17 protein-coding genes and 1 tRNA gene are annotated in these 20,743 nt (G+C 66.0%); 7 read left to right on the top strand and 11 right to left on the bottom strand.

Annotation, left to right across the window (positions count from 1 at the left end):
• Positions 1-23: 23 nt before the first annotated feature.
• The 5 genes from purB to G6P88_RS05195 form a co-directional block, all read right to left on the bottom strand.
• Positions 24-1,322: an adenylosuccinate lyase gene (gene purB, locus G6P88_RS05215; protein WP_165322168.1), complete on the bottom strand. Its 1,299-nt coding sequence runs from the start codon at positions 1,320-1,322 to the stop codon at positions 24-26.
• 79 nt (positions 1,323-1,401) lie between these two features.
• The gene (gene radC / locus G6P88_RS05210) at positions 1,402-2,094 is read right to left on the bottom strand and encodes a RadC family protein (protein WP_165322166.1); all 693 of its coding nucleotides are present in this window, start codon (positions 2,092-2,094) and stop codon (positions 1,402-1,404) included.
• Positions 2,095-2,189: 95 nt separating this feature from the next.
• On the bottom strand, positions 2,190-3,194 hold the full coding sequence (locus G6P88_RS05205; RefSeq protein WP_165322165.1) for a KpsF/GutQ family sugar-phosphate isomerase: 1,005 nt from the start codon (positions 3,192-3,194) through the stop codon (positions 2,190-2,192).
• A gap of 5 nt (positions 3,195-3,199) precedes the next feature.
• Entirely contained in the window at positions 3,200-5,296 is a 2,097-nt protein-coding gene (locus tag G6P88_RS05200) for a class I SAM-dependent methyltransferase (RefSeq protein ID WP_165322163.1), read from the bottom strand.
• A gap of 10 nt (positions 5,297-5,306) precedes the next feature.
• On the bottom strand, positions 5,307-7,085 hold the full coding sequence (locus G6P88_RS05195) for a hypothetical protein (RefSeq protein ID WP_165322161.1): 1,779 nt from the start codon (positions 7,083-7,085) through the stop codon (positions 5,307-5,309).
• 226 nt (positions 7,086-7,311) lie between these two features.
• Here G6P88_RS05195 and G6P88_RS05190 point away from each other — a divergent pair, with 226 nt between their 5' ends.
• The 3 genes from G6P88_RS05190 (at position 7,312) to G6P88_RS05180 (ending at position 11,112) form a co-directional block, all read left to right on the top strand.
• The gene (locus tag G6P88_RS05190; protein WP_165322159.1) at positions 7,312-10,464 is read left to right on the top strand and encodes an intermembrane phospholipid transport YdbH family protein; all 3,153 of its coding nucleotides are present in this window, start codon (positions 7,312-7,314) and stop codon (positions 10,462-10,464) included.
• Between the two features lie 76 nt (positions 10,465-10,540).
• The gene (locus G6P88_RS05185) at positions 10,541-10,741 is read left to right on the top strand and encodes a YnbE family lipoprotein (RefSeq protein ID WP_165324908.1); all 201 of its coding nucleotides are present in this window, start codon (positions 10,541-10,543) and stop codon (positions 10,739-10,741) included.
• Complete coding sequence (locus G6P88_RS05180; protein ID WP_165322157.1) at positions 10,738-11,112, top strand: YdbL family probable chaperone protein; 375 nt, start codon at positions 10,738-10,740, stop codon at positions 11,110-11,112. Before G6P88_RS05185 ends, G6P88_RS05180 begins: the two co-directional genes overlap by 4 nt.
• 44 nt (positions 11,113-11,156) lie before the next feature.
• On the opposite strand, the gene G6P88_RS05175 is transcribed toward G6P88_RS05180, so the two are convergent.
• Positions 11,157-11,765 (bottom strand): flavodoxin family protein, encoded by a 609-nt coding sequence (locus tag G6P88_RS05175; RefSeq protein WP_165322156.1) that lies wholly within the window; start codon positions 11,763-11,765, stop codon positions 11,157-11,159.
• Positions 11,766-11,994: 229 nt separating this feature from the next.
• On the opposite strand from G6P88_RS05175, the gene egtB reads away from it, so the two are divergent.
• Both egtB and egtD read left to right on the top strand, forming a co-directional pair.
• The gene (egtB, locus tag G6P88_RS05170) at positions 11,995-13,224 is read left to right on the top strand and encodes an ergothioneine biosynthesis protein EgtB (protein WP_165322155.1); all 1,230 of its coding nucleotides are present in this window, start codon (positions 11,995-11,997) and stop codon (positions 13,222-13,224) included.
• Between the two features lies 1 nt (position 13,225).
• Positions 13,226-14,212 (top strand): L-histidine N(alpha)-methyltransferase, encoded by a 987-nt coding sequence (gene egtD, locus G6P88_RS05165; protein ID WP_165322154.1) that lies wholly within the window; start codon positions 13,226-13,228, stop codon positions 14,210-14,212.
• Positions 14,213-14,262: 50 nt separating this feature from the next.
• On the opposite strand, the gene G6P88_RS05160 is transcribed toward egtD, so the two are convergent.
• The 4 genes from G6P88_RS05160 to G6P88_RS05145 all read right to left on the bottom strand — a co-directional run bounded on the left by G6P88_RS05160 (position 14,263) and on the right by G6P88_RS05145 (position 18,438).
• A complete protein-coding gene (locus G6P88_RS05160) occupies positions 14,263-15,924 on the bottom strand; it encodes an adenylate/guanylate cyclase domain-containing protein (RefSeq protein ID WP_165322153.1) in 1,662 nt (553 codons plus the stop codon).
• 222 nt (positions 15,925-16,146) lie between these two features.
• Positions 16,147-16,222, bottom strand: a tRNA-Thr gene (locus G6P88_RS05155).
• Between the two features lie 17 nt (positions 16,223-16,239).
• Positions 16,240-17,109 carry a hypothetical protein gene (locus G6P88_RS05150; RefSeq protein ID WP_165322152.1) on the bottom strand — a complete coding sequence of 290 codons (870 nt, stop codon included), beginning with the start codon at positions 17,107-17,109 and terminating at the stop codon, positions 16,240-16,242.
• A 15-nt stretch (positions 17,110-17,124) separates the two neighbouring features.
• Positions 17,125-18,438, bottom strand: coding sequence for a replication-associated recombination protein A (locus G6P88_RS05145; RefSeq protein ID WP_165322150.1), 1,314 nt, complete (start codon positions 18,436-18,438; stop codon positions 17,125-17,127).
• Between the two features lie 117 nt (positions 18,439-18,555).
• Between G6P88_RS05145 and G6P88_RS05140 the strand changes: the two genes are divergently transcribed.
• Together G6P88_RS05140 and G6P88_RS05135 are read left to right on the top strand one after the other, a co-directional pair.
• Entirely contained in the window at positions 18,556-19,167 is a 612-nt protein-coding gene (locus G6P88_RS05140) for a PadR family transcriptional regulator (protein ID WP_165322149.1), read from the top strand.
• Positions 19,167-19,484, top strand: a complete 318-nt coding sequence (locus G6P88_RS05135; protein WP_165322148.1) for a DUF2218 domain-containing protein — start codon at positions 19,167-19,169, stop codon at positions 19,482-19,484. Before G6P88_RS05140 ends, G6P88_RS05135 begins: the two co-directional genes overlap by 1 nt.
• Before the next feature lie 25 nt (positions 19,485-19,509).
• Here the strand turns inward: G6P88_RS05135 and G6P88_RS05130 are convergent, their stop codons facing one another.
• Complete coding sequence (locus tag G6P88_RS05130; RefSeq protein ID WP_165322146.1) at positions 19,510-20,691, bottom strand: glycosyltransferase family 4 protein; 1,182 nt, start codon at positions 20,689-20,691, stop codon at positions 19,510-19,512.
• Between the last annotated feature and the right edge of the window lie 52 nt (positions 20,692-20,743).

The following is a 20,743-nucleotide window of genomic DNA, read 5'->3' as shown; positions in this document are numbered from 1 at the left end:
TCATGACAATCTTTCGATCGGCCTCAGCCGAAGACGCGCGAGAAGATCGTGTCGACGTGCTTGAAGTGATAGTCGAGGTCGAACTTCTCTTCGAGCTCGGTCGGCGACAGCGCGGCGGTAACCTGCTCGTCGGCCTTGAGCAGCTCAAGCAGCGAGAGCGCGCCGTCCGATTCCCACACCTTCATCGCGTTGCGCTGGACGATGCGATAGGCGTCCTCGCGGCTGATCCCGGCCTGGGTCAGCGCGAGAAGAACGCGCTGCGAGTGGACGAGGCCACCCATGCGGTCCAGATTCTTCTGCATCCGCGCCGGATAGACCAGCAGCTTGTCGATCACGCCGGTGAGGCGTGCGAGGGCGAAGTCGAGCGTTACCGTCGCGTCGGGGCCGATCATCCGCTCGACCGAGCTGTGGCTGATGTCGCGCTCATGCCAAAGGGCGACATTTTCCAGCGCCGGCGTGACATAGCCGCGCACGAGGCGGGCGAGGCCGGTCAGATTCTCGGTCAGCACCGGATTGCGCTTGTGCGGCATGGCCGAGGAGCCCTTCTGCCCAGGCGAGAAATACTCCTCGGCCTCCAAGACCTCGGTGCGCTGCAGGTGACGGACTTCGGTCGCGAGCCGTTCGACCGACGAGGCGATCACGCCCAGCGTCGCGAAATACATCGCATGGCGGTCGCGCGGGATGACCTGGGTCGAGACCGGCTCGACGGTCAGGCCCATCTTTTCCGCGACATAGGCTTCGACGCGCGGGTCGATATTGGCGAAGGTGCCGACCGCGCCCGAAATGGCGCAGGTCGCGACATCGGCGCGCGCGGCGATCAGGCGCTCGCGGTTGCGCGCGAACTCGGCATAGGCCTGGGCGAGCTTCAGGCCGAAGGTGACCGGCTCGGCGTGGATGCCGTGGCTGCGACCGATCGTCGGGGTCATCTTATGCTCGATCGCGCGGCGCTTGAGCACCTCGAGCAGCTTGTCGAGATCGGCGATCAGGATGTCGGATGCGCGGGCCAGCTGGACCGCGAGGCAGGTGTCGAGGACGTCGGACGAAGTCATGCCCTGGTGCATGAAGCGCGCCGGCTCGCCGACATGCTCGGCGACGCTGGTCAGGAAGGCGATGACGTCATGCTTCACCTCGGCCTCGATCTCGTCGATGCGGGCGACGTCGAAGCTCCCCTTCTCCCAGATCGCCTTGGCAGCATCCTTGGGAACGACGCCCAGATCGGCGAGCGCGTCGGTGGCGTGGGCCTCGATCTCGAACCAGATCTGGAAGCGGGTTTCCGGTTCCCAGATCTTGACCATCTCTGGGCGGGAATAGCGCGGGATCATAGCCTGTCCTTGTTCGAGAGCCGATATGCGGGCGCGCCTAGCAGAGGGCGCTCCGGGCGGCAATCGCGCGCCCGCCAATTCACATCAGGCCGCGGCTTCTCAGACTGGTCTGGCCCTTGGTGCCCACCACGATATGATCGTGGATGCTGATCCCCAGCGGCCGGGCCGCCGCGACCAGTTCCTGGGTCAGGGCGATGTCCTGCCGGCTGGGCTCCGGATCGCCCGAAGGGTGGTTGTGGACGATGATCAGCGCCGCCGATCCGAGTTCCAGCGCGCGACGGATGATCTCGCGCACATGCACGGCCGCCTGATCGACCGAACCCTCGGAGACGAGTTCGTCGCGGATCAGCACGTTCTTGGTGTTCAGGTGCAGGACGCGCACGCGTTCGACCATGCGGTGCGCCATGTCGGCATGGAGGTAATTCGCCAGCGCCTGCCAGTCGGACAGGATCGGGCGGTTCTTCACCTCGCTGCGCAGCAGGCGCAGCGCGGAGGCTTCGGCGATCTTGATGCCGGCTATCGCGGCGTCGCTGATCTTGGCGCGGCGCAGAGATTCGGCATCCGCCGAGAGCAGCGGACCAAGCCCTCCGAATTCATCGAGCAGTCGCCGGGCGGTCGGCTTGGTGTCGACGCGCGGTATCGTCAGAGCGAGGAGATATTCGACCAGCTCATGGTCGAGCAGCGCATCGGGGCCGCCCTCAATCAGGCGCGTCCGCAGCCGGGCGCGGTGGCCGCTCGCATCATTGGCCGGATCGGGCGCGGGTCTGTCCATTTGCGCGACGCTAGCCAATTCTGGGGCGCTGGCTAGTCCGCTCGTGCGCCCCGATGCCGAGGCCGGACGTCAGGGCCGGTTGTCACGCCCGAATGTCAGGCCAGGCCGAGGCGGTGGAAATCGTGGATGTGGACGAGCCCGACGGGGCGGTCGGGGGCATCATGGTCCATCACGAACAGCGCGGTGATCTTGTTTGCCGTGAGGATCGCCATTGCGTCCTCGGCATAGGTGCCGTCGGGAACCGTCTTGGGATTGCGCGTCATGACGTCGCAGGCGCGGCTGGTGAACAGGCGCTCGACATGGCGGCGGAGGTCGCCATCGGTGATCGTGCCCACCAGCCGTCCTGCCGCGTCGACGACGCCGGCTATGCCCAGGCTCTTTTCGGTCATGGTGACGATGGCGTCGCGCATCGGCAGCGCATGGTCGACCAGCGGCAGGGCGTCGCCCGCGTGCATGATCTCGTTCACCGGCAGAAGTCGCAGGCCGATCGAGCCGCCCGGATGGAGCCGCTCGAGCTGTTCGCGGGTTATCCCGCGCTGTTCCATCGCTGCCACGGCCAGCGCGTCGCCCAGCGCGAGCATCAGCGTCGTCGAGGTGGTCGGCGAGATGTTGACGGGGCAGCTTTCGCGGATCGGCGGCAGGATGATGGCGGCGGTGGCGGCTTGCGCGAGCGGCGCGTGGCGCTGCGCGCTGATCGCCACGATCGGGCAGCCAAGATCGCGCGCATAATCGGTGATCGGCCGCAACTCGGGCGTCGCGCCGGAATTGGACAGGGCGATCAGCAGGTCTCCGGCAAGCAGCATGCCGAGGTCGCCATGTGCCGCCTCGCCGGGGTGAACGAAGATCGCAGGCGTGCCGGTCGAGGCGAAGGTCGCCGCCATCTTGCGCGCGACATGGCCCGATTTCCCCATGCCGCTGACGACGACGCGGCCCTTCGTCGCCAGGATCAGCGATACGGCCCTGGCGAAGGCGCCATCGAGCGCGTCGCGCAGCAGGAGAAGCGATCGTGCTTCGAGGTCGAGGACCTCCCGCCCGGCGGACAGGATCCTCGCTGTTTCCGCTCGGCAGTCGGTCGGGGCACGGTGGAGAAGCGAAGCCATGGGCGTCAGGGCTTGATCGCAAACCAGGTCGGATAGCGCGAGTTCCAGCTGTCCTCCTGGCAGTCGATCACATGCAGTTCCAGCTTCTGCTCTGCGCAGAAGGCGTTGACCGCTTCGACGACCAGCGGCCATTCCGGGGAATAGTCGTCACCGGAGAATATGCCGCCGGACTTCAGCTTGGGAAACCAGTCCCGAAAGGTCTTACCGTTCAGCTGCCCATCATGGGCATAACCATCGACATAAACGAAATCGAGCGAGTCGTCGGGAAACAGCGGCAGTGCCTCATCGAAGCGCATCTTCAGGACGCTGTTGCGCGCACGGTGCTGATCGAGGCGCATCACCGCTTCGCGATACTGGTCGATGCCGTGCCCACGGTCGCCGGCCCACATGTCGATGCTGTAGAGATGCGCTATGTGCGGGAAGCGCAGGAGGCGATCGGAGAAATCTCCCGCTGCCACGCCGAGTTCGACCCCGACCCCGCCCTCGGAGAAGAGCGTCGCGACATCGTCGCGGCGTTCGAAGCTGGCGGTCAGTTGCCGGATCGCGCGGCTGAGCTGCGGCGTGTAATGGGCCGACCAGCGGATCGGGCCGGCGGAACGATCCTGCGACCGATATTCCTGTCCCTTGATGTAGAAGGTCAGGGCGATCGTATTACGGTCGCGCTCCTGCGGTCCGAGCTGGTCGACGCTGTGCCAGCTCTCCTCGGTGCGGACGAAGGCATAGGCGCTGTTCGGCAGGAAGCGGTTCTGCTTCAATCGCTCGAAACCTTCGCCGGAGCGGCGGTGGAACACGGTCCCGACATGCGCCTGCGCGTCATCCTCCGGCAGATAGAATTGCAGCGTCGCAACCTTTGTGGCCGCGTCCGGGTGGATGCCGATGCGATAGCCGGGCTTGTCGCGATAGAAGATCGGCACGGCCACCAGTTCGGGGATGCGACCATCGAAGCGTGCGGCCAGCGTGGCGCCGAACTTGTCGGTCACTGCTGCAGCGATGCGCGGCGACGTAAAGACTTCGATCATCGCTTCCCAGAAGGGCTGGTCCTCGGCGGGCAGCCGCCACAGCGTTTCGTGCGTGAGATCGAGGAGGAGGCGCGTGACCCGGCCGCTCTCGTCGACCGCGTCGGGATGCTCGATCGGGTCGAGCATATCGTCGGCCGGCAGCCGCGCGACGAGTTCGTGATAGACCGAGGCCGGCAGCATGTCCTGCATGTAGATATTGCCGCAGGGACTCTCGTCGAGCCTGGCTGCGGCGATGCGTGCGACGATGGCATCGACGATCTGGTCGGTCGTCACCAGCTCGTCCGCCACAGCCTCGCCGACGGGTTTCGCCCGGGTGCGATAGGCTTCCGGATCGCGGTGGAACAGGAAGTTGAGGACGTCCCGCGTCTCGGGCGTGGCGAAAGCGGCGTTCTGCTTCTTGTGGACGAAGCGCAGGCCTGCGCCCTCCAATATTTCGGTGACAGCCGCGACCTGCTGCAGGTCGCTGTCGATCAGCTCGATGGAAACCGAACGAACGCGTTCATCGGCGAGCGTCCGGCGAGCGCCTTCGACGATCGACAGTTCGATTCCGTCGACGTCGATCTTGATGTGGTTCGGAATCTCGACTCCGAAATCGGCGACGAAGCTGTCGATATCATAGCCGACCATGCCTTGGCGGAACGCCGGATCGAAGGGATTGCCCCGGAAATCGAGCGCTGCCCCGAAATTGCTCATCGATGTGCCGACGTCGAGGCTGGCCAGATTCATCTCGCTCACCGACTTGCGCGCTGCGAAGGCGAGACACAGCGGGGTGACGACATCCTGCACCTGGTTCAGGGCGACCGTGGCGCAGAGCTGTCCGTAATTGGCGAAATGCGGCTCGAAAGCGAGGGTGCGAATGCCGCGCACCCCGGCGTATATCGAGTATATGCCGACATTCGCGCCGATGTCCCAGAACAGGTCGTCAGGCGCGAAGCTGTCGATCCACTCGATCGTTTCCGGCTCCTTCTCCAGCAGCGTCGCGAAGCGCCAGCCGGCGCCCTGGCCGAAATAGCGGATGACATGGCCATTGGCGTCGATGGTGTCGATATCGGCAACTGTGAAACCATGAGCGGGGGCGTTCATTCTTCTCTCCTCAGGCGGCCCGCAGCCGCTGGTTCTCGCGTTCCAGATCGCGTGCCCAGGATGCCAGCCCGAAGCGCCGGACATCCACCTGCCTCCAGAACAGGCCGGGATCGCGCTGCCAAAGGTGGAAATGGGCGAGCGCGTTGGCGCATTGCGAACCCATGTCGATCACCTCGGCCAGTTCCTGCAGATAGAAGGGGAGGAGATGGCCGTCCGGCCCCATCTGCTCGTCATGCGGACAGGCCGCCGCCTTAAGCGAGGTCTCCATGCCCTGGCGGAAGCAGGCCAGCGCGGTCTGCGCATCGCCGGCCGCAAGGTGGAGCCGTGCCTCGTAGAAGGCTGCTGCGATGCTCTTGGTTGCGAGCAGGGGGGAGAAGTCCCACCAATTGGCCTCCGCCGCCTGCCGGTACCACCGCGCCGCGGCATCGCGGCGCTCGCTCATCTCGCACAACCGGCCGGCAAGGAATGCCAGCGAGATGCGCCAGCGGCGCACATGGACGGGCATCGATGGCTCGGACGACTGGCCGATATAGGCTTCGATCAGCGGTAGAATGACCTGCGCCAGATCGGCGCGCCGCATCTCCAATATGCGGTAACCGAGTACGGCGATCGCTGCGCCCCGGTCGGCGGAGTCGGGCCGGGATTCCTCGATCACGCATTCTGCGAGGCGGGCCAGCTTGACCTCATGGTTCAGCCGCTCGCCCATCTGCACGAGCGTCCGGTAGAGCCACGGATTGTCATAGGCCGCACCGAAGTCGATCAGCGATGGCGGCGTGCCGTGCCGCAGGGGATAGGCCGGATTTTCATATTCGGTGACCGCATGGACACCTAGGAGCGGGTTGGCCGAGGCGACCATGATCAGCCACTCGACGTTCGCTGACTGCTCGGCCGGAATCTGCAGGAGCATATGCGCGCCCCTCGGATTGGGGCTCGCCGCGCATTGCGCATAGCGGAGCTCAGGCAGCAGATGCTCGGACACGGCATCGTCGAGCGCGTCCCAGTCGCGCGGTCGGATGCCTTCGCCTGCGTCCCGCCGCCAGCCCAGAACCGCCCGCCCGTCATGCTTCAGCAACCGGGCATAGTCGTGCAGCCGCGATTGCCAGCCTCCCGGCGCGCTGGCGTCGAATGCGATCACGAGATCGATCGATTGCGGGGGGATGGAGTCGAGATCGGGCCCCGTCGTCTCCCAGCGGGAGTCACCGGGCGGACCGACGAACAGGACCGATCCTGCGCGCGACAGCGCAAGGATGATCGCCGCCGCGTCATCCGATCCGGCGCCGTCGATCAGGACGCGATCGCCGCTGCGGACATGGGTGGCTGCCATTGCGAAGCGCGCTATCGCGGCGTCGGCTTCGAAGCCCTGGTCGAGCCATCCGTCGCGCTGTCCGCTGTCATGCTGCCAATAGCTCAGCGAGGGGAGGCAATCGCCGGTCCACTCGCCATATTCGTGAAGCATCATGCCCCCCGGATGGCGCCGCCATCCATGGGCGAAGAGCTGTGCTTCCAGCGCGGCACGCGGCTGGCCGGCAGAATGAAGCGCAAGTGTCCCGGCGCCTGCGAAGGGAGCAATCGCGCTGGCGAAGCTCGGGCCTGCGCCCGGTCCCGTCCAGGCCAGATAGCCCGCGCGGGCCGGGTTATGAGAATGCGACGGTGTGCTGTTGCCCGGCTCGGCTATCTCGCAACCGACCAGGGCCAGCTCGCAGGCGAGTTCGGGATGCGCTGCCTGGTCGATCTCGATCGTGCAGGGGCCGAGGCGTTGAACCAGAGCATTGGCAATCTGAATCGACACGCGTCACTCCTGACAGCCTTACGCGGACCCGGTGCCGCCTCGCCCGCGAAAACGAGCCGGTGGCGGAACAATGCCTGAGGGCGGAAGGTTTGGACGTTGATCTGGATAGAGAGAAAGCGTTGAGGGTTGGTTAACCATGTTGCGGGGCGGCGAACCCCACCGATGAACGGCCCGGTCGATCGCCGCCGGGGTGACGCGGCCGTCGGGACCGACTAAGTCCGCAACGATGGAGTCCGCGTCGTCGCGCAAGAAAAGGGTGCTGGCCTGGACGGGCGCGGGCACGGCGCTGTTTGCGCTGGGTGGCGTCTGGCTGTGGAGCGAGCGGGTTCCGATCGCTGCGTCGTACATCGACGAGATGCTGCGCGCGAAAGGCGTCGCCGCCCGCTATCGTCTCACGCATATTGGCGTCCGAACGCACAGGATCGAGAATGTCGTCATCGGCGACCCGCGCTCGCCGGACCTGGTCGCAGACTGGGCGGATGTGGAACTGGCAATAGGGCTTTCGGGCGTTCAGCTGCGCGCGGTGGATGCGGGCGGCCTGCGCGTTCGCGCGCGTCTGGTCGATGGGCGCCTCTCGCTGGGCGCGATCGACCGACTGCTGCCGCAAGGCGAGGGCGATACGCCATTCTCCCTGCCAGCCATTTCGCTGACCGCCCGCTCCGCACGAGCCGACATCGTCACTGCGGCGGGATCGGCTGTCCTGATCCTCGACGGGTCCGGTCGGCTGGATGACGGTTTCACCGGGCGCGCTACGCTGTCCGCGCCGCGCCTTGCCACGAATGGCTGCGTCGCCGAGCGGCTGGGCGGAAGCCTGCGCGTCGCGACGAGCGGGGCAGGGCCTCGGCTGACTGGGCCGTTGCGCGCCGCCTCGATCCGCTGCGAGGGGATACGGTTATCGGATGTGCTGATCGCGAGCGACCTGCGCGCCAGCCCCGATCTTGCGCTCTGGCGAGGGACGCTGGAGCCCAGGCGGGGCAGCATCGCCGCCAGCGGCGTCCAGGTTGGGCGGATGGCCGGCAGGGTCGCCTTTTCCGCGCAGCGAGCTGGCGTCGCCGGCGATCTCGATCTCCGCGCCCTTGATGTGACGACCGCGCAAGGGCAGGCCAATTCGCTATCCGTGCAGGGCCGATACCGGCTGACCTCCCGAGGCGATGCGGACTTCGACGGACGATTGCTGGCATCGAAGGCGCGCTTGTCGCTACGCATGCAGGAAAGGATTTCCCGCATCAGGACCGCCGGCGACGCGACGCCGTTGGGCCCCATTCTGGATGCCTGGGGCAGGGCGCTTGCCCGCGCGGCGTCGGCGACCGATCTGCGCGGCGACATCCGCGCAAGCTTCGGAAACGATCAGGGAGAAATCCGCCTGCTTCGCCTCGACGGGCGCAGCGCAAGTGGCGCACGACTTCTGGTCAGGCCGATGGGTGCGGCCGGGATCGGCTGGACACGGTCCGAAGGCTTGTCGACCAACGGCAGTTTCGAACTGTCCGGCGGCGGGCTGCCCCATCTTCTGGCGACGGCACGGCAGCCCTTTGCGGGTGGTCCGATCGAGGGTTCTGCGAGCATCGCTCCCTATTCGACGGGAATGGCATCGCTGGCCTTCGATCCGATCCGCTTCGATCGGGACCGTCGGGGCGTCATCTCGCTGGCGACCGGCGTGATGATGAGCGGGCCGCTTGGCGACGGCCGGATCGACGGCGCCCGCCTGCCTTTGCGGCTGTCGATCGATGAGAGCGGCGGCGTCCTCCTGAACCGCACCTGCGCGCCGCTGGCGTGGAACCGACTCGCGATCGCCGGAGCCTCGATCGGTCCCAGCATATTGCCGCTGTGCCCGCTCGATGGCGCGCTGTTGAGACGAACCTCCGAAGGCCTGCTGTCTGGCGGTGCGGTGGTCCGGAAGCCCCGATTGCGGGGAAGCCTAGGTGGCCAGCCCCTGTCGATCGAAGGAGGGCGACTGGCGGCGCGCCTGGACAGGCCCGGCTTCCGCGTCGACGATCTCGCCGTCCGCCTGGGCGGAACGCAGGATCCGACGCGGCTGGACATCGGCCAGCTCGACGGGCGGCTGGGCACCGAGGGCATCGTAGGACGTTTCGCTTCGCTGTCCGGGAAGCTGGCTTCGGTGCCTCTTCTCCTGTCCGGCGGCGAGGGCGGCTGGCGGCTGGCGGGTAGCCGCTTGACCGTGGAGGGTGGACTGGAGGTCGCCGATGCGCAGACCGACGAGCCGCGTTTTCGGCCGCTCCTGTCCGACGATGTGCGACTGGAACTGGTCGATGGCAGGGTTACCGCTGCGGCAACGCTGAAGGAACCCAAGTCGCAAGCCGTCGTGACGCGGGTCACGCTGCGCCACGACCTCGCTAGCAGTCGCGGCGGCGCGCTTCTGTCCGTGGATGGCCTGACCTTCGGCAAGACTCTTCAGCCCGAGGCGATAACCCCGCTTACGCTGGGCATGGTTGCCAATGTCGAGGGGCGGCTGGATGGCACCGGCGAGATCACGTGGCGCGGCGGAGAGGTTGCCAGTCGTGGTAGCTTCGCGACCGACAAGTTGGATTTCGCGGCGGCCTTCGGTCCCGTCACGGGGCTGAAGGGGAAGATCGAGTTCGTCGACCTCCTCGGCCTCGTCACCGCACCCGACCAGAAGGTCGCCATCGCCGAGGTCAATCCCGGCATAGCTGTCACCGACGGGGTCATTCGCTATCAAATATTGCCTGACCGCCAGTTGTCGATCCTGTCCGGCGACTGGCCGTTCGCAGGCGGAACCCTGACGCTTGAGCCGAGCGTCCTCGATATGGCGCGGCCTGTGGCCCGCAGGCTGACCTTCCGGATCAACGGACTCGATGCGGCAACCTTCGTTCAGCAGCTCGAGTTCAAGAATCTGGCGGTCACCGGCAAATTCGACGGCGTGCTCCCGATCATCTTCGACTCCTCGGGCGGGCGCATCGAGAATGGCGAACTGCGGGTCAGGCGCGACGGCGGAACGCTGTCCTATGTCGGCGACGTGACCAACGCCAATCTCGGCCGCTTCGCGCGCCTCGCCTTCGACGCGCTGAAGTCGATGCGCTACCAAAGCCTCGCCATCGATCTCAACGGCCAGCTTGACGGAGAAATCGTGAGCCGGGTCCGCTTCGACGGGACCAATGATCGTCCGGAGGAGACGGCAACGCGCAACGGGCTGATGGGTCGCCTGCTCGCACCGCTGACGCGGCTGCCCTTCCGGTTCAACATCACCATAACGGCGCCCTTCAGAGGCCTGGTCAATTCCGCCCAGACCTTCGTCGATCCGTCGCTTCTTCTGCGCAACGGCGCCGTGCAGGATGCGCGCGGGCAGCCAGAGGAGCAGGCGCCGGCGATCGTTCCGGGCCCGGCGGCCATTCAGCAAAGGTAAAGCGGGAGCATGTCATGACCTCAGCCAGATTGACGAGCGAGACGCGCGGTGCGAGCGTCCCGAGATGAAGAAACAGATGTCGATATCCAAGGGTTGCGTAACAGCTGCGGTCATCCTGCCTTTCGGCCTGCTGCTGGCCGGCTGCATCCAGGTCGCGGCACCCGACAAGCCGATCGAGATCAACCTGAACGTGAACGTGAAACAAGAGGTGGTGGTCAGGCTCCAGAAGGATGCCGAGGACTTCATCGCCAATAATCCGGAGCTGTTCCCGCAATGAGAAAGATATTCGGTACGGCCATTTTCGCTGCCGCCGCTCTCGTGGTGGCTTCGCCGCTACTGGCGGCGGACCCGGTGGTCGAGCAGGCCCTGTCGGCCGGAACGGTGGGCGAGCAGTGGGACGGCTATCTCGGCTTCGTCTCGTCGCCTTCGTCCGATCTGAAGGCTGCGGTCGATGCGATCAACATCAAGCGTCGCGCCGGCTACACGCAGATCGCCGCGGCGCGCAACGTGACCGTCGACCAGTTCGCCCAGACGACGGCGTGCCAGACGCTGCGTGCAGTCAAGCCCGGCCAAGCTTACAAGCTCAAGGACGGTGCCTGGAAGAGGCGCCAAGGTTCGGAGTCGATCACGCCCGATTATTGCGGCTGATCATGGGGCGCGGCGGGTGCATGCCCGCCGCGCCCGATGCCCGTTCAGCCGGGATAAGGCGCGCTTTTGAGCAGGCCGGCCAGATGCGCGGCGTTGCCCGCGACCATCTTTGCGGTCTTGGACACTTTTTCCGGTGTCTCCTGCAGATCCTTGAAATCGACCGATCCCATCGCTTCGCCGACCCAGTAGCAGGCGGCAACAGCGGGGATGGTCCAGCCGACGTCATTGAGGGCCTGGAACAGTTGCGCGCTCGAGAAATGCGCGCCGTCCTCATTACCCACGATTGCCGCCACCGCTATTTTTCCGTAGCTCGGCATCCGCCCCTGATCGTCGGTCTCGCCGAGAAAGGCATCCATCCGTTCGAGCACGCGTTTGGCGACGCTTCCGATCTGTCCCATCCAGATCGGTCCGCCGAAGATCAGAATGTCATGCTCCAGTATCTTGTCGCGAAGCTGGGGCCATGCGTCGCCATCGCCCTCGTCGGAACTGACGCCCGGCTTGATGTCCAGGCCAGCCACGCGGACGGTCTCGGTGAGCGTCACGTCCCGATCCGCGAAGGCCTCTTCAAGCACCGCGATCATCGCGTCGGTCGACGACGGGCTTTCCACCTTGCCCTTCAGGCTGCAATTCAGGGCGATCGCTTTCAGGGTCATCAAATCGTCTCCATCCATTCGCTATCCCGCCGATCAGGCACGGATGTGCCGAACGCATGACGGCAGCCGCAGGACGCGTGACGGAGATCGCGAAAAAAACTTCGGGGCGCGGTAACCTATCGGCGGGTCGATCGTTTCAAATGCCGTGCCGATCAGGTGCGACTTCAGGCGAGGGCCCTCGATCATCGTGGCAAGCATATCGGAAGAGGCCCCGGTAACCGCCATTCCCATGGCAGAGCGATATTCCCGGACGCGGCGTCTGAGTGTCGATCTGGTGGCCGGTCTGTCGGATGCCGATGCGACCGTCCAGTCGATGGCGGATGCCTCTCCGGCTAAATGGCATCTCGCGCATATCACGTGGTTTTTCGAAACCTTCGTGCTGCGCGATCATGTGCCGGGCTACCGGTTGTTTCACGATCGCTGGCCCTTCCTCTTCAACAGCTACTATGACGCGGAGGGCGCGCGCCACGCGCGTGACAAGCGGGGGCTGCTGACGCGGCCGTCGCTGCGCGAGATCATTGCCTACAGAAGCTGGGTCGACGACGCGCTGCTCTCCGCGCTGGACTCGCTGTCGCCCTCGCACCATGCGCTGGTGGAGCTTGGCCTGAACCATGAGCAGCAGCACCAGGAACTGTTGCTGACCGATCTCAAGCACCTTCTGTCCTGCAACCCCCTGGGCCCTTCTGCATGGGACAAGGACCTGCCCTGCCCGGCGGGGCCGGGCGAGGTGGCACCCCTGCGCTGGCTGCGGCACGATGGCGGGCTGGTGGAAGTGGGGCATGGCGGTTCGGGCTTCGCTTTCGACAATGAAGGACCACGGCACCCGATATTTCTAACCCCCTACGCGCTTGCCGACCGGCAGGTGACGAATGGGGAATGGCTCAGCTTCATCGAAGATGGCGGTTATGCAACCTCCACCCTCTGGCTGTCCGATGGATGGGCCTGGGTGAATGCCGAGGCCATCGACAGTCCGCTCTACTGGCGGCGCATCGGCGGGACGTGGGAGCATTTCACCCTGTCCGGCTGGCAGCCGCTGGACCTCTCGGCGCCCGTTGCCCATGTCAGCTTCTACGAGGCCGATGCCTTCGCCAGCTGGGCGGGGGCACGACTGCCCACCGAGCAGGAATGGGAGTTTGCCTCGGCGTCCCACGATCCGCTGTCCGGGGTGCAACTGGACGCAGCCGGCGCGGTGACGCCGTGCGGTGACCGCAGCGGCGCGCCATCGATGTTCGGCAATGTGTGGCAATGGACGGGATCGGCCTATCGACCCTACCCGGGCTTCCGCACGGCGCCCGGAGCCGTTGGCGAATATAATGGCAAGTTCATGAGCGGCCAGTTCGTCCTGAAGGGCGGCAGTTGTGCCACGCCGCGCGGACATCTGCGCCATTCCTATCGCAACTTCTTTTACCCGCATCAGCGCTGGCAGTTCACCGGTCTGCGGCTCGCAAAGGACATCTGACATGGGCGTCATCGAAGAGATCAAGTTTTCCGGGCGGGAGCACGCCGGGGTCGATCCCGCCTTCCGCCAGGATGTGCTGGACGGTCTCGCCCAGACGCAGAAGGCCATACCCGCCCGCTGGTTCTATGATCTCGCAGGATCGGAACTGTTCGAGCAGATCACCACGCTCGACGAATATTATCCCACGCGCACGGAGATCGGCCTGCTCGAGCGCCATGGGGCCGACGTCGGCGCGGTGATAGGCACGGGCCGCGCGGTCGTCGAGTTCGGCTCGGGTAGCTCGCTCAAGACGCCGCTTCTGCTGCGCGCTATCGATCCCGCGGCCTATGTGCCGCTCGATATCTCGGGCGAGTTCCTGCGCCAGTCGAGCGAAGCGCTGGCGGTGAAATTCCCGCAATTCCCGGTGCTGCCGGTCGAGGCCGACTTCACCCGGCCGGTCCATCTGCCCGCCGACGTGCGCGACATGCCCATGCTCGGTTTCTTCCCCGGATCGACGATCGGCAATATGGTGCCGCGTGTGGCGATCGACCTGCTGCGGTCGATGCGCGCGACGCTGGGAAATGGTGCCTTTCTCCTGATCGGCTTCGACCGGGTCAAGGATGTCGATCGCTTGGTGGCGGCCTATGACGACGCGCGCGGCGTGACGGCGGCGTTCAACCTCAACCTGCTCCACCGCATCAATCGGGAGCTGGACGGCGACATAGCCGTGTCGGCCTTCCGCCATGTCGCACGGTGGAATCCCGACTGGAGCCGCATCGAAATGCATCTGGAGGCGGTCGAGGATGTCGCGTTTCACGTCTGCGGGCAGGGCTTCCGCATGGCGGCGGGCGAGACGATCCACACCGAGAACAGCCACAAATACACCCCCAATCAGGCGAGGCTGCTGTTGCAGGCGGCCGGTTGGGGGCCGAGCGCCAGCTGGACGGACGACGGAGACGATTTCCTTCTCGTGCTGGCCGAGGCGACCGAGCTTCGTACGGCGCCCTGATCCCTTAACCTGCACATCGGGCTGGACCTCTAGGGGGTCCAGTCAGGCCCTCATTTCGCTTCGAGCGTCCATATGCCGGCCCAGTTGGCCGGGGGCTCGCCGCCGAGCGCATCTATCCGCATCCGCATCGTCCGGCTCGGCCCATCCTCGCTTTCGCCCTCCGCGAACAGGCGCCGCGCATCCCCCCATCGGCCTTCGCGGTACAGCGCGAGCGCCTGCGCATAAGCCGCGCTGTGCGTAACCCGGCGAGCATCGACTTCGCCGGCCCGGCCGATGATCTCGAACACGCGAACGGGCTCCTCTCGCCCGACCACGCGGACCAGGTCGATCTCTCGCGTTTCGACGGCATCGCCCGCCAGTTCCCGCGTCACCGCGTCGATCAGGATGCGCGTGCCGTAGAGCTTGTTGACGCCTTCCAGCCTTGCGCCGAAGTTCACTGTGTCGCCCATGGCGGTAAAGCTGCGCGCATGTTCGGAACCGATCGAGCCGACGACCACTTCGCCGGTGGCGATGCCCATGCGGACGTCGATCTTGGGCAGGTCGCGGCGCATCCCGATCAGGTCGGGGATGTCGGCGCGGAACGCTTCGAGCGCGTCGAGCTGGTCCAGTGCGGCGAGGCAGGCCAGCCGCGCCTGATCGGTCGGCTCGACGAAGGGCGGCACCCAGAAGGCCATGATCGCGTCGCCGATATATTTGTCGATGATGCCCTGCCGTTCGCGGATGCACTCCGACATGGCGCCGAAATAGGCGTTGATCAGGCGCACCAGCGTGCTGGGCGCCAGCCGCTCGGCGAGCGGGGTGAAGCCGGCGATGTCGGAGAAGAAGAGTGTCGCGATCTGCTTCTCGCCGACCGTGGATCGATCCGCGCTGCCATTGACCAGCCCGGATATCACGCGCGGATCGACATATTGGCCGAAGGTCGCCTTGATCCGCTCCTTCTCCCGCAGCTCCGCCAGCATGCTATTGAAGGTCCGTGTGACGTCGCCGATCTCGTCCGAGCTGGTCACCGGGACATCCTCGTCCAGCCGGCCCTGCTGAATCGCGCGGGCGCCGGCCTGTAACCGGCTGATCGGCCGCGTCAGCCCGCGCGCGACGAGCCAGGCGAGCAGAAGCCCCACGGCCCCGGCCGCCGCGATCAGCAGGAAGTTGGCGTTCATCGCCCGCCGCTGATTGTCGCCCACGATAACCGCGCCGGTCGCCACGAACCGGGCTATCTCATGGTTGATTGCGCCGGCATGGCGCCGCACCTCGGCGACCCGGCGTGCCGCTTCGGCTTTCGCCTCCGCATCGCCTCTGCACAGGGCGGGCACCAGCCCGATCAGCTTGCCATGATCATAGGCGAGGTCGTCGAGCATCGGTTCGAGCCGGGCGAGTTCCAGCTTGTTGCGCTCCAGCATCGCCAGCCTGGCCGCGCGCGACCGATAGTCGATCGTGCGGCGGATCAGCGCTTCGTTGCGGTCGAGCATGCCGTGCAACTGGCTCACGCAACGGGGGCCTGCGGACGGCACCGCAGCCATCTCCGATGCGACTCCGCTGTGAACTTCGGCGATGGCCAGCGCCATCGGAAAGAGGCCCCGGTCGAGCGTCTGCAGCTGCAGGTGGACCTGCTCGGTCAGCCGCCCGGACCATGTCGCCGCAGCCGCCATGATCACTAGCAGCACCACGGCCACGCCGAAGATCTTGATACTGATCGATCGCAGCAGAACGGCCATGGCTCCCCCTCGTTCGGCGCAGGATAGGGGATTATCGCACAGGACGGAACGGGGCTTGGTTGGGGGGATAGACGTCCCCTCCACCATGCTTCGCATGGTCCCCCTCCCCGTGCCGGGGAGGAACTCGGATGTAGTGCGCGGCCAAGATCCTCCCCGGCACGGGGAGGGGGACCGGCGAAGCCGGTGGAGGGGAAGTGCTGCGGTTCAGGCGAATATCGGAGATGGTGCCGGCTGCAGGGATCGAACCCGCGACCCCCTGATTACAAATCAGGTGCTCTACCAACTGAGCTAAGCCGGCGTAGGCGCTCTCATGCGTCAGGGAATGCCGAAGGTCCAGCCCTCAAGCGCGGCGAGGGCCGGAGAAAGTGCAGGAGGATGCCAGAGTTCCTCCCTCTGCGCCGTCTGTGACAGCCATAGCGCGGTGACGAGGGCGTCGGTGCTGTGGTCGTCATGCCGGTCGAGGACCGGGGCGTCTCGTACGCCCAGGCCGGCGAGGGCGAGGGCCAGCCGTTCGGCGTCGCGCATCTTGCTGCCACCTTTCAGGCCGGCCGCGCGGGCGGCAATCGTCGTGTAGATTTCGACGATCAGCGGGCCGTGCGCCGGCACCGGATCGAACGGCCAGATCGGCACGCGACCGTTCAGCCGGTGGAGCAGGCGCATGCCGGTCAGACTGGACTTGCCGACCTGAGCTGCCCCAACGAGGTTGAAGCAGCTTGTCGCGGGCGCATGATGATGGTCACGGCAGTGACGCTCGGTCACCCGGAACCGGCCATTGCCCGGACCGAAAAGGGAGCCCTGCCTGCCGCCATGCCGGCGAAAATGCGGCGCTATCTCCGGGTGATCGATGAAACTGCCGGCCTCCAGATGCGGATCGTCTTGGCACAGGCGATCGATCGCCGCCCACAGAGCCCGCGCGTCGGCCGGGCTTTGCTCCCAGCCCGGCAGATAGGCACCCGCATCCACGAACGGCAGCGCGGCAGAGAAGTCGACGCCGATCAGCATGTCCGTCTTGCGCTCGGCATGGTCGAGCAACCAGTCGAGGATGGCGCTCCGCGACCATGGACCCGCAAGCAAGGTCGGGCCGGGGCCCTCAGTTTGCACGGTAGCGACGGCGATACCCGGCTGCACCGGGCCCTTTGCGCCCGACCAGTCGATACAGGCAAAGCTGGCGAAGCGGCGGTTCATTGGGGCCAAAGGGCGTCAGCGGCCTGAGCGCTCGGCGCGCAGCTTGTCCCAATGGGCCAGGCGTTCGCTGATCCTCGCCTCGAAGCCGCGCGGCGAGGGGGCATAGAAGCGCTGCGGCTCCATCTCCTCCGGCCAGTAATCGTCGCCCGAGAAGGCGTCCTCGGCGTCATGGTCATAGGCATAGCCCTTGCCATAGCCGATGTCCTTCATCAGCCTGGTCGGGGCGTTGAGAATGTTCTTCGGCGGACTCAGCGACCCGGTTTCCTTGGCGGAGCGGAAAGCCGCCTTCTGTGCGGCATAAGCGGCGTTCGATTTGGGTGCGGTCGCCAGATACAGACAGGCCTGGACGATCGCCAGTTCGCCTTCGGGAGAACCGAGAAAGTCATAGGCGTCCTTGGCGGCAAGGCACTGGACGAGAGCCTGCGGGTCGGCGAGACCGATGTCCTCGCTCGCGAAGCGGACAAGTCGGCGCAGGACGTAGAGCGGCTCCTCGCCCGCCACCAGCATCCGGGCCAGATAATAGAGCGCAGCCTGCGGATCCGACCCGCGCAGCGACTTATGCAGCGCCGAGATCAGGTTGTAATGGCCCTCGCGATCCTTGTCGTACACCGCCATGCGGCGATGGAGCAGCTTGGCGAGTTCGCCGGGTTCCAGCGGATGGTCTATGGCGATGGAGAAGAGCGTCTCGACCTGGTTGAGCAGGAAGCGTCCGTCGCCGTCGGCCGATGCCACCAGCGCTTCGCGCGCATTCGCGGTCAGCGGCATGGTCCTGCCCATCAGCTCTTCGGCGCGCGCGATCAGCCGCGTCAGGGCGGCTGCATCCAGCCGGTTGAGGATCAGCACCTGGGCACGGCTGAGCAAGGCTGCGTTGAGCTCGAACGACGGATTCTCGGTCGTCGCCCCCACCAGCACCACGGTGCCGTCTTCAACATAGGGCAGGAAGCTGTCCTGCTGCGCGCGATTGAAGCGGTGGATCTCGTCCACGAAAAGCAAGGTGCGCATGCCCATCCGCGCATGCTCGCGCGCCTCGGCGAAGATCTTCTTGAGGTCGGCGACACCCGAGAACACGGCCGAGACGGGCGCGAAACGCAAGCCCACGGCATCGGCCAGGAGGCGCGCGATCGTGGTCTTTCCGGTGCCGGGCGGCCCCCACAGGATCAGCGACGACAAACGGCCCGCGGCAACCATCCGGCCGATCGCGCCGTCGTCACCGGTCAGATGTTCCTGTCCGATGACCTCGTCGAGTCGGGCAGGGCGCAGGCGCTCGGCCAGCGGAATGCTCTCGGCAACAGGGGCATGCTCGCCTTCGGGCGCAAATAGATCGGCCATGCCGGCGATATAGGGCGCGCCGGGGCGGTCGCACAGCTTTTGCAAAAGCCCTCTTGCAAAAACTCTTTCAAGATATATCTTGGACACATCGAAAACGACTCGATAGGTATTTTAACTATGCATTTCTTTCATAAGGTCCGCGCACATGGCGGACACGGTATCCGGCACGCGATGCGCGGACGGCGGGGCGGCTTCTTCGGTGGTGGCCCCGACATGTTCGGTGACGCTTTCGGTGGCGGCTTTGGTGGCCATGGTGGTGGCCGGGGACGCCGGCGGGTGTTCGACGGTGCCGAGCTTCGGCTGGTCCTCCTGGCGCTGATCGGGGAGCAGCCGCGTCACGGCTATGACCTGATCAAGGCGATCGAGGAGCGCACGGGGGGCAGCTATGCGCCGAGCCCGGGCGTGATCTATCCGACGCTCACCATGCTCGAGGATATGGGCCAGATCGCCGAGCAGGCAGCCGAGGGGGCCAAGCGCCTGTTCGCGATCACCGACGCCGGCAAGATCGAGATCGGCGAGCAGGCAGAACAGATCGAAGCGCTGTTCGCCCGGCTCGACGGCCTGGGCGAGGAAGCGTCCGGCGGCGAGGGGCGGGCTCCGGTCAAGCGGGCGATGGTCAATCTCGCCATGGTTCTGCGCGACCGGATGGGACGTCGCGATCGCGACGATCTGGGGCACGACATCGCGGCGATCCTCGACGAGGCGGCCCGCAGGATCGAGCGCCTCTGATGATCGCTGCGACTGCTTCGGTGCCGACCCGGTCGGCCAGCCGCTATCTTCAGCAGCTCTGCAAACACTGGGCGCATAACCTGGAGGTCAGCTTCGACGCGCAGCACGGCTCGGTGGTCTTCCCGCGCGATGCGCGCGGCGCGGACTTTCCGGGCGATGGTCTCGCCACCTTCGATGCGAAGCCCGACACGCTCGAGGTCCGGATCGACGCCAGCACCCCCGAACAGCTCGAAGGCTTGCAGGGAGCCGTAGTGCGTCACCTCGACCGCTTCGCCTTTCGCGAGGCGCCGCTCACTTTCGATTGGCGGCCGGCCTGACCCGGCGCGGCCGGCCCGGCAGGGTTCAGGGGACCGGGCTCTGCCGAGTCATCCGCACGCCCGCCTGATGCTGGCGGATGATGCGGATATAGGCGTCGACCAGTTCCTGATTGACCTGGTCCCAGCCATAGCGCGCGCTCGACTGCAGGCCGGCGAGGCCGATCTTCTGGCGGAGTTCGCCATCCTCGCAGAACTGGCGCAGCGCATCGGCGAAGGCCTGGGTCCGCCCCGGCTGGATCAGTCGCCCGGTCACGCCGTCGTCGATCAGGCTCTCACTGCCGGTCGCACGTGCGGCGACCACGGGCAGCCCTGCCGCCATCGCCTCGAGCGTGACATTGCCGAAAGTCTCGGTGACCGACGGGTTGAACAGCATGTCCATCGAGGCGACCGCGCGGCCCAGATCCTCGCCCGCCTGGAAACCGGCGAAGACCGCCTTGGGCAGGCGCTTCTCGAACCACTCGCGCGCAGGACCCTGGCCGACGACCAGCACCTTGTGCCGGACCTGCTTGCGTTCGAGCTGGTCGATCGTGTCGGCGAACACGTCGAGCCCCTTTTCCATGACCAGCCGTCCGACGAAGCCGATGACCACGTCGTCATCGTCGATGCCGAGCGATTGGCGCCATTCCAGGCTGCGGCGATCGGGGCGGAAGATCGTCCGGTCGATCCCGCGCGACCAGATGCCGACATCATAGCTCATCCGCTGCTCGCGGAGCAGCTGCGCCATCGACTCCGAAGGTGCGAAGATGGCGTCGCATCGGCGGTAGAAGCGGCGCAGCAGCGCCTCGACCACCGGTTCGAGGAAGGCGAGGCCATAATAGCGGAAATAGGTCTCGAACCGCGTGTGGACCGAGGCAACGACCGGAAGATTGCGGTGGAGAGCCAGGCTGACCGCGCGGTGCCCCAATATCTCCGGGCTCGCGACATGGATGATGTTCGGCGCGAAGCGGCTGATGTCGCGCTTGATCGAGGGCGGGATCATCAGCGGGAAGCGATATTCGCCGCGGCCGGGAACGGGCAGCGACGGGATGCTGACGAGATCGCCGGTTGGCGGAAAGGCGGGCTCGTCGATCGTCGGCGAATAGACGCGCACCGCCGCGCCCAGGCTCAGCAGATAGCCGACGAGACGGTTCAGCGCCTGGTTCGCGCCATCGCGCACATAGTTATAGTTGCCCGTAAACAGGGCTACACGCAGCTGCGAAGCATCCATCGCGCCGCCTTAGGAGGCAAATCCGATCATCGCAACCGGAACGGCCACGCGG

The organism is Rhizorhabdus phycosphaerae (genome assembly GCF_011044255.1).
Taxonomy (GTDB): domain Bacteria; phylum Pseudomonadota; class Alphaproteobacteria; order Sphingomonadales; family Sphingomonadaceae; genus Rhizorhabdus; species Rhizorhabdus phycosphaerae.
The sequence above is the reverse complement of the archived record's forward strand: the minus strand, read 5'-3'. Positions and strand labels throughout refer to the sequence as shown.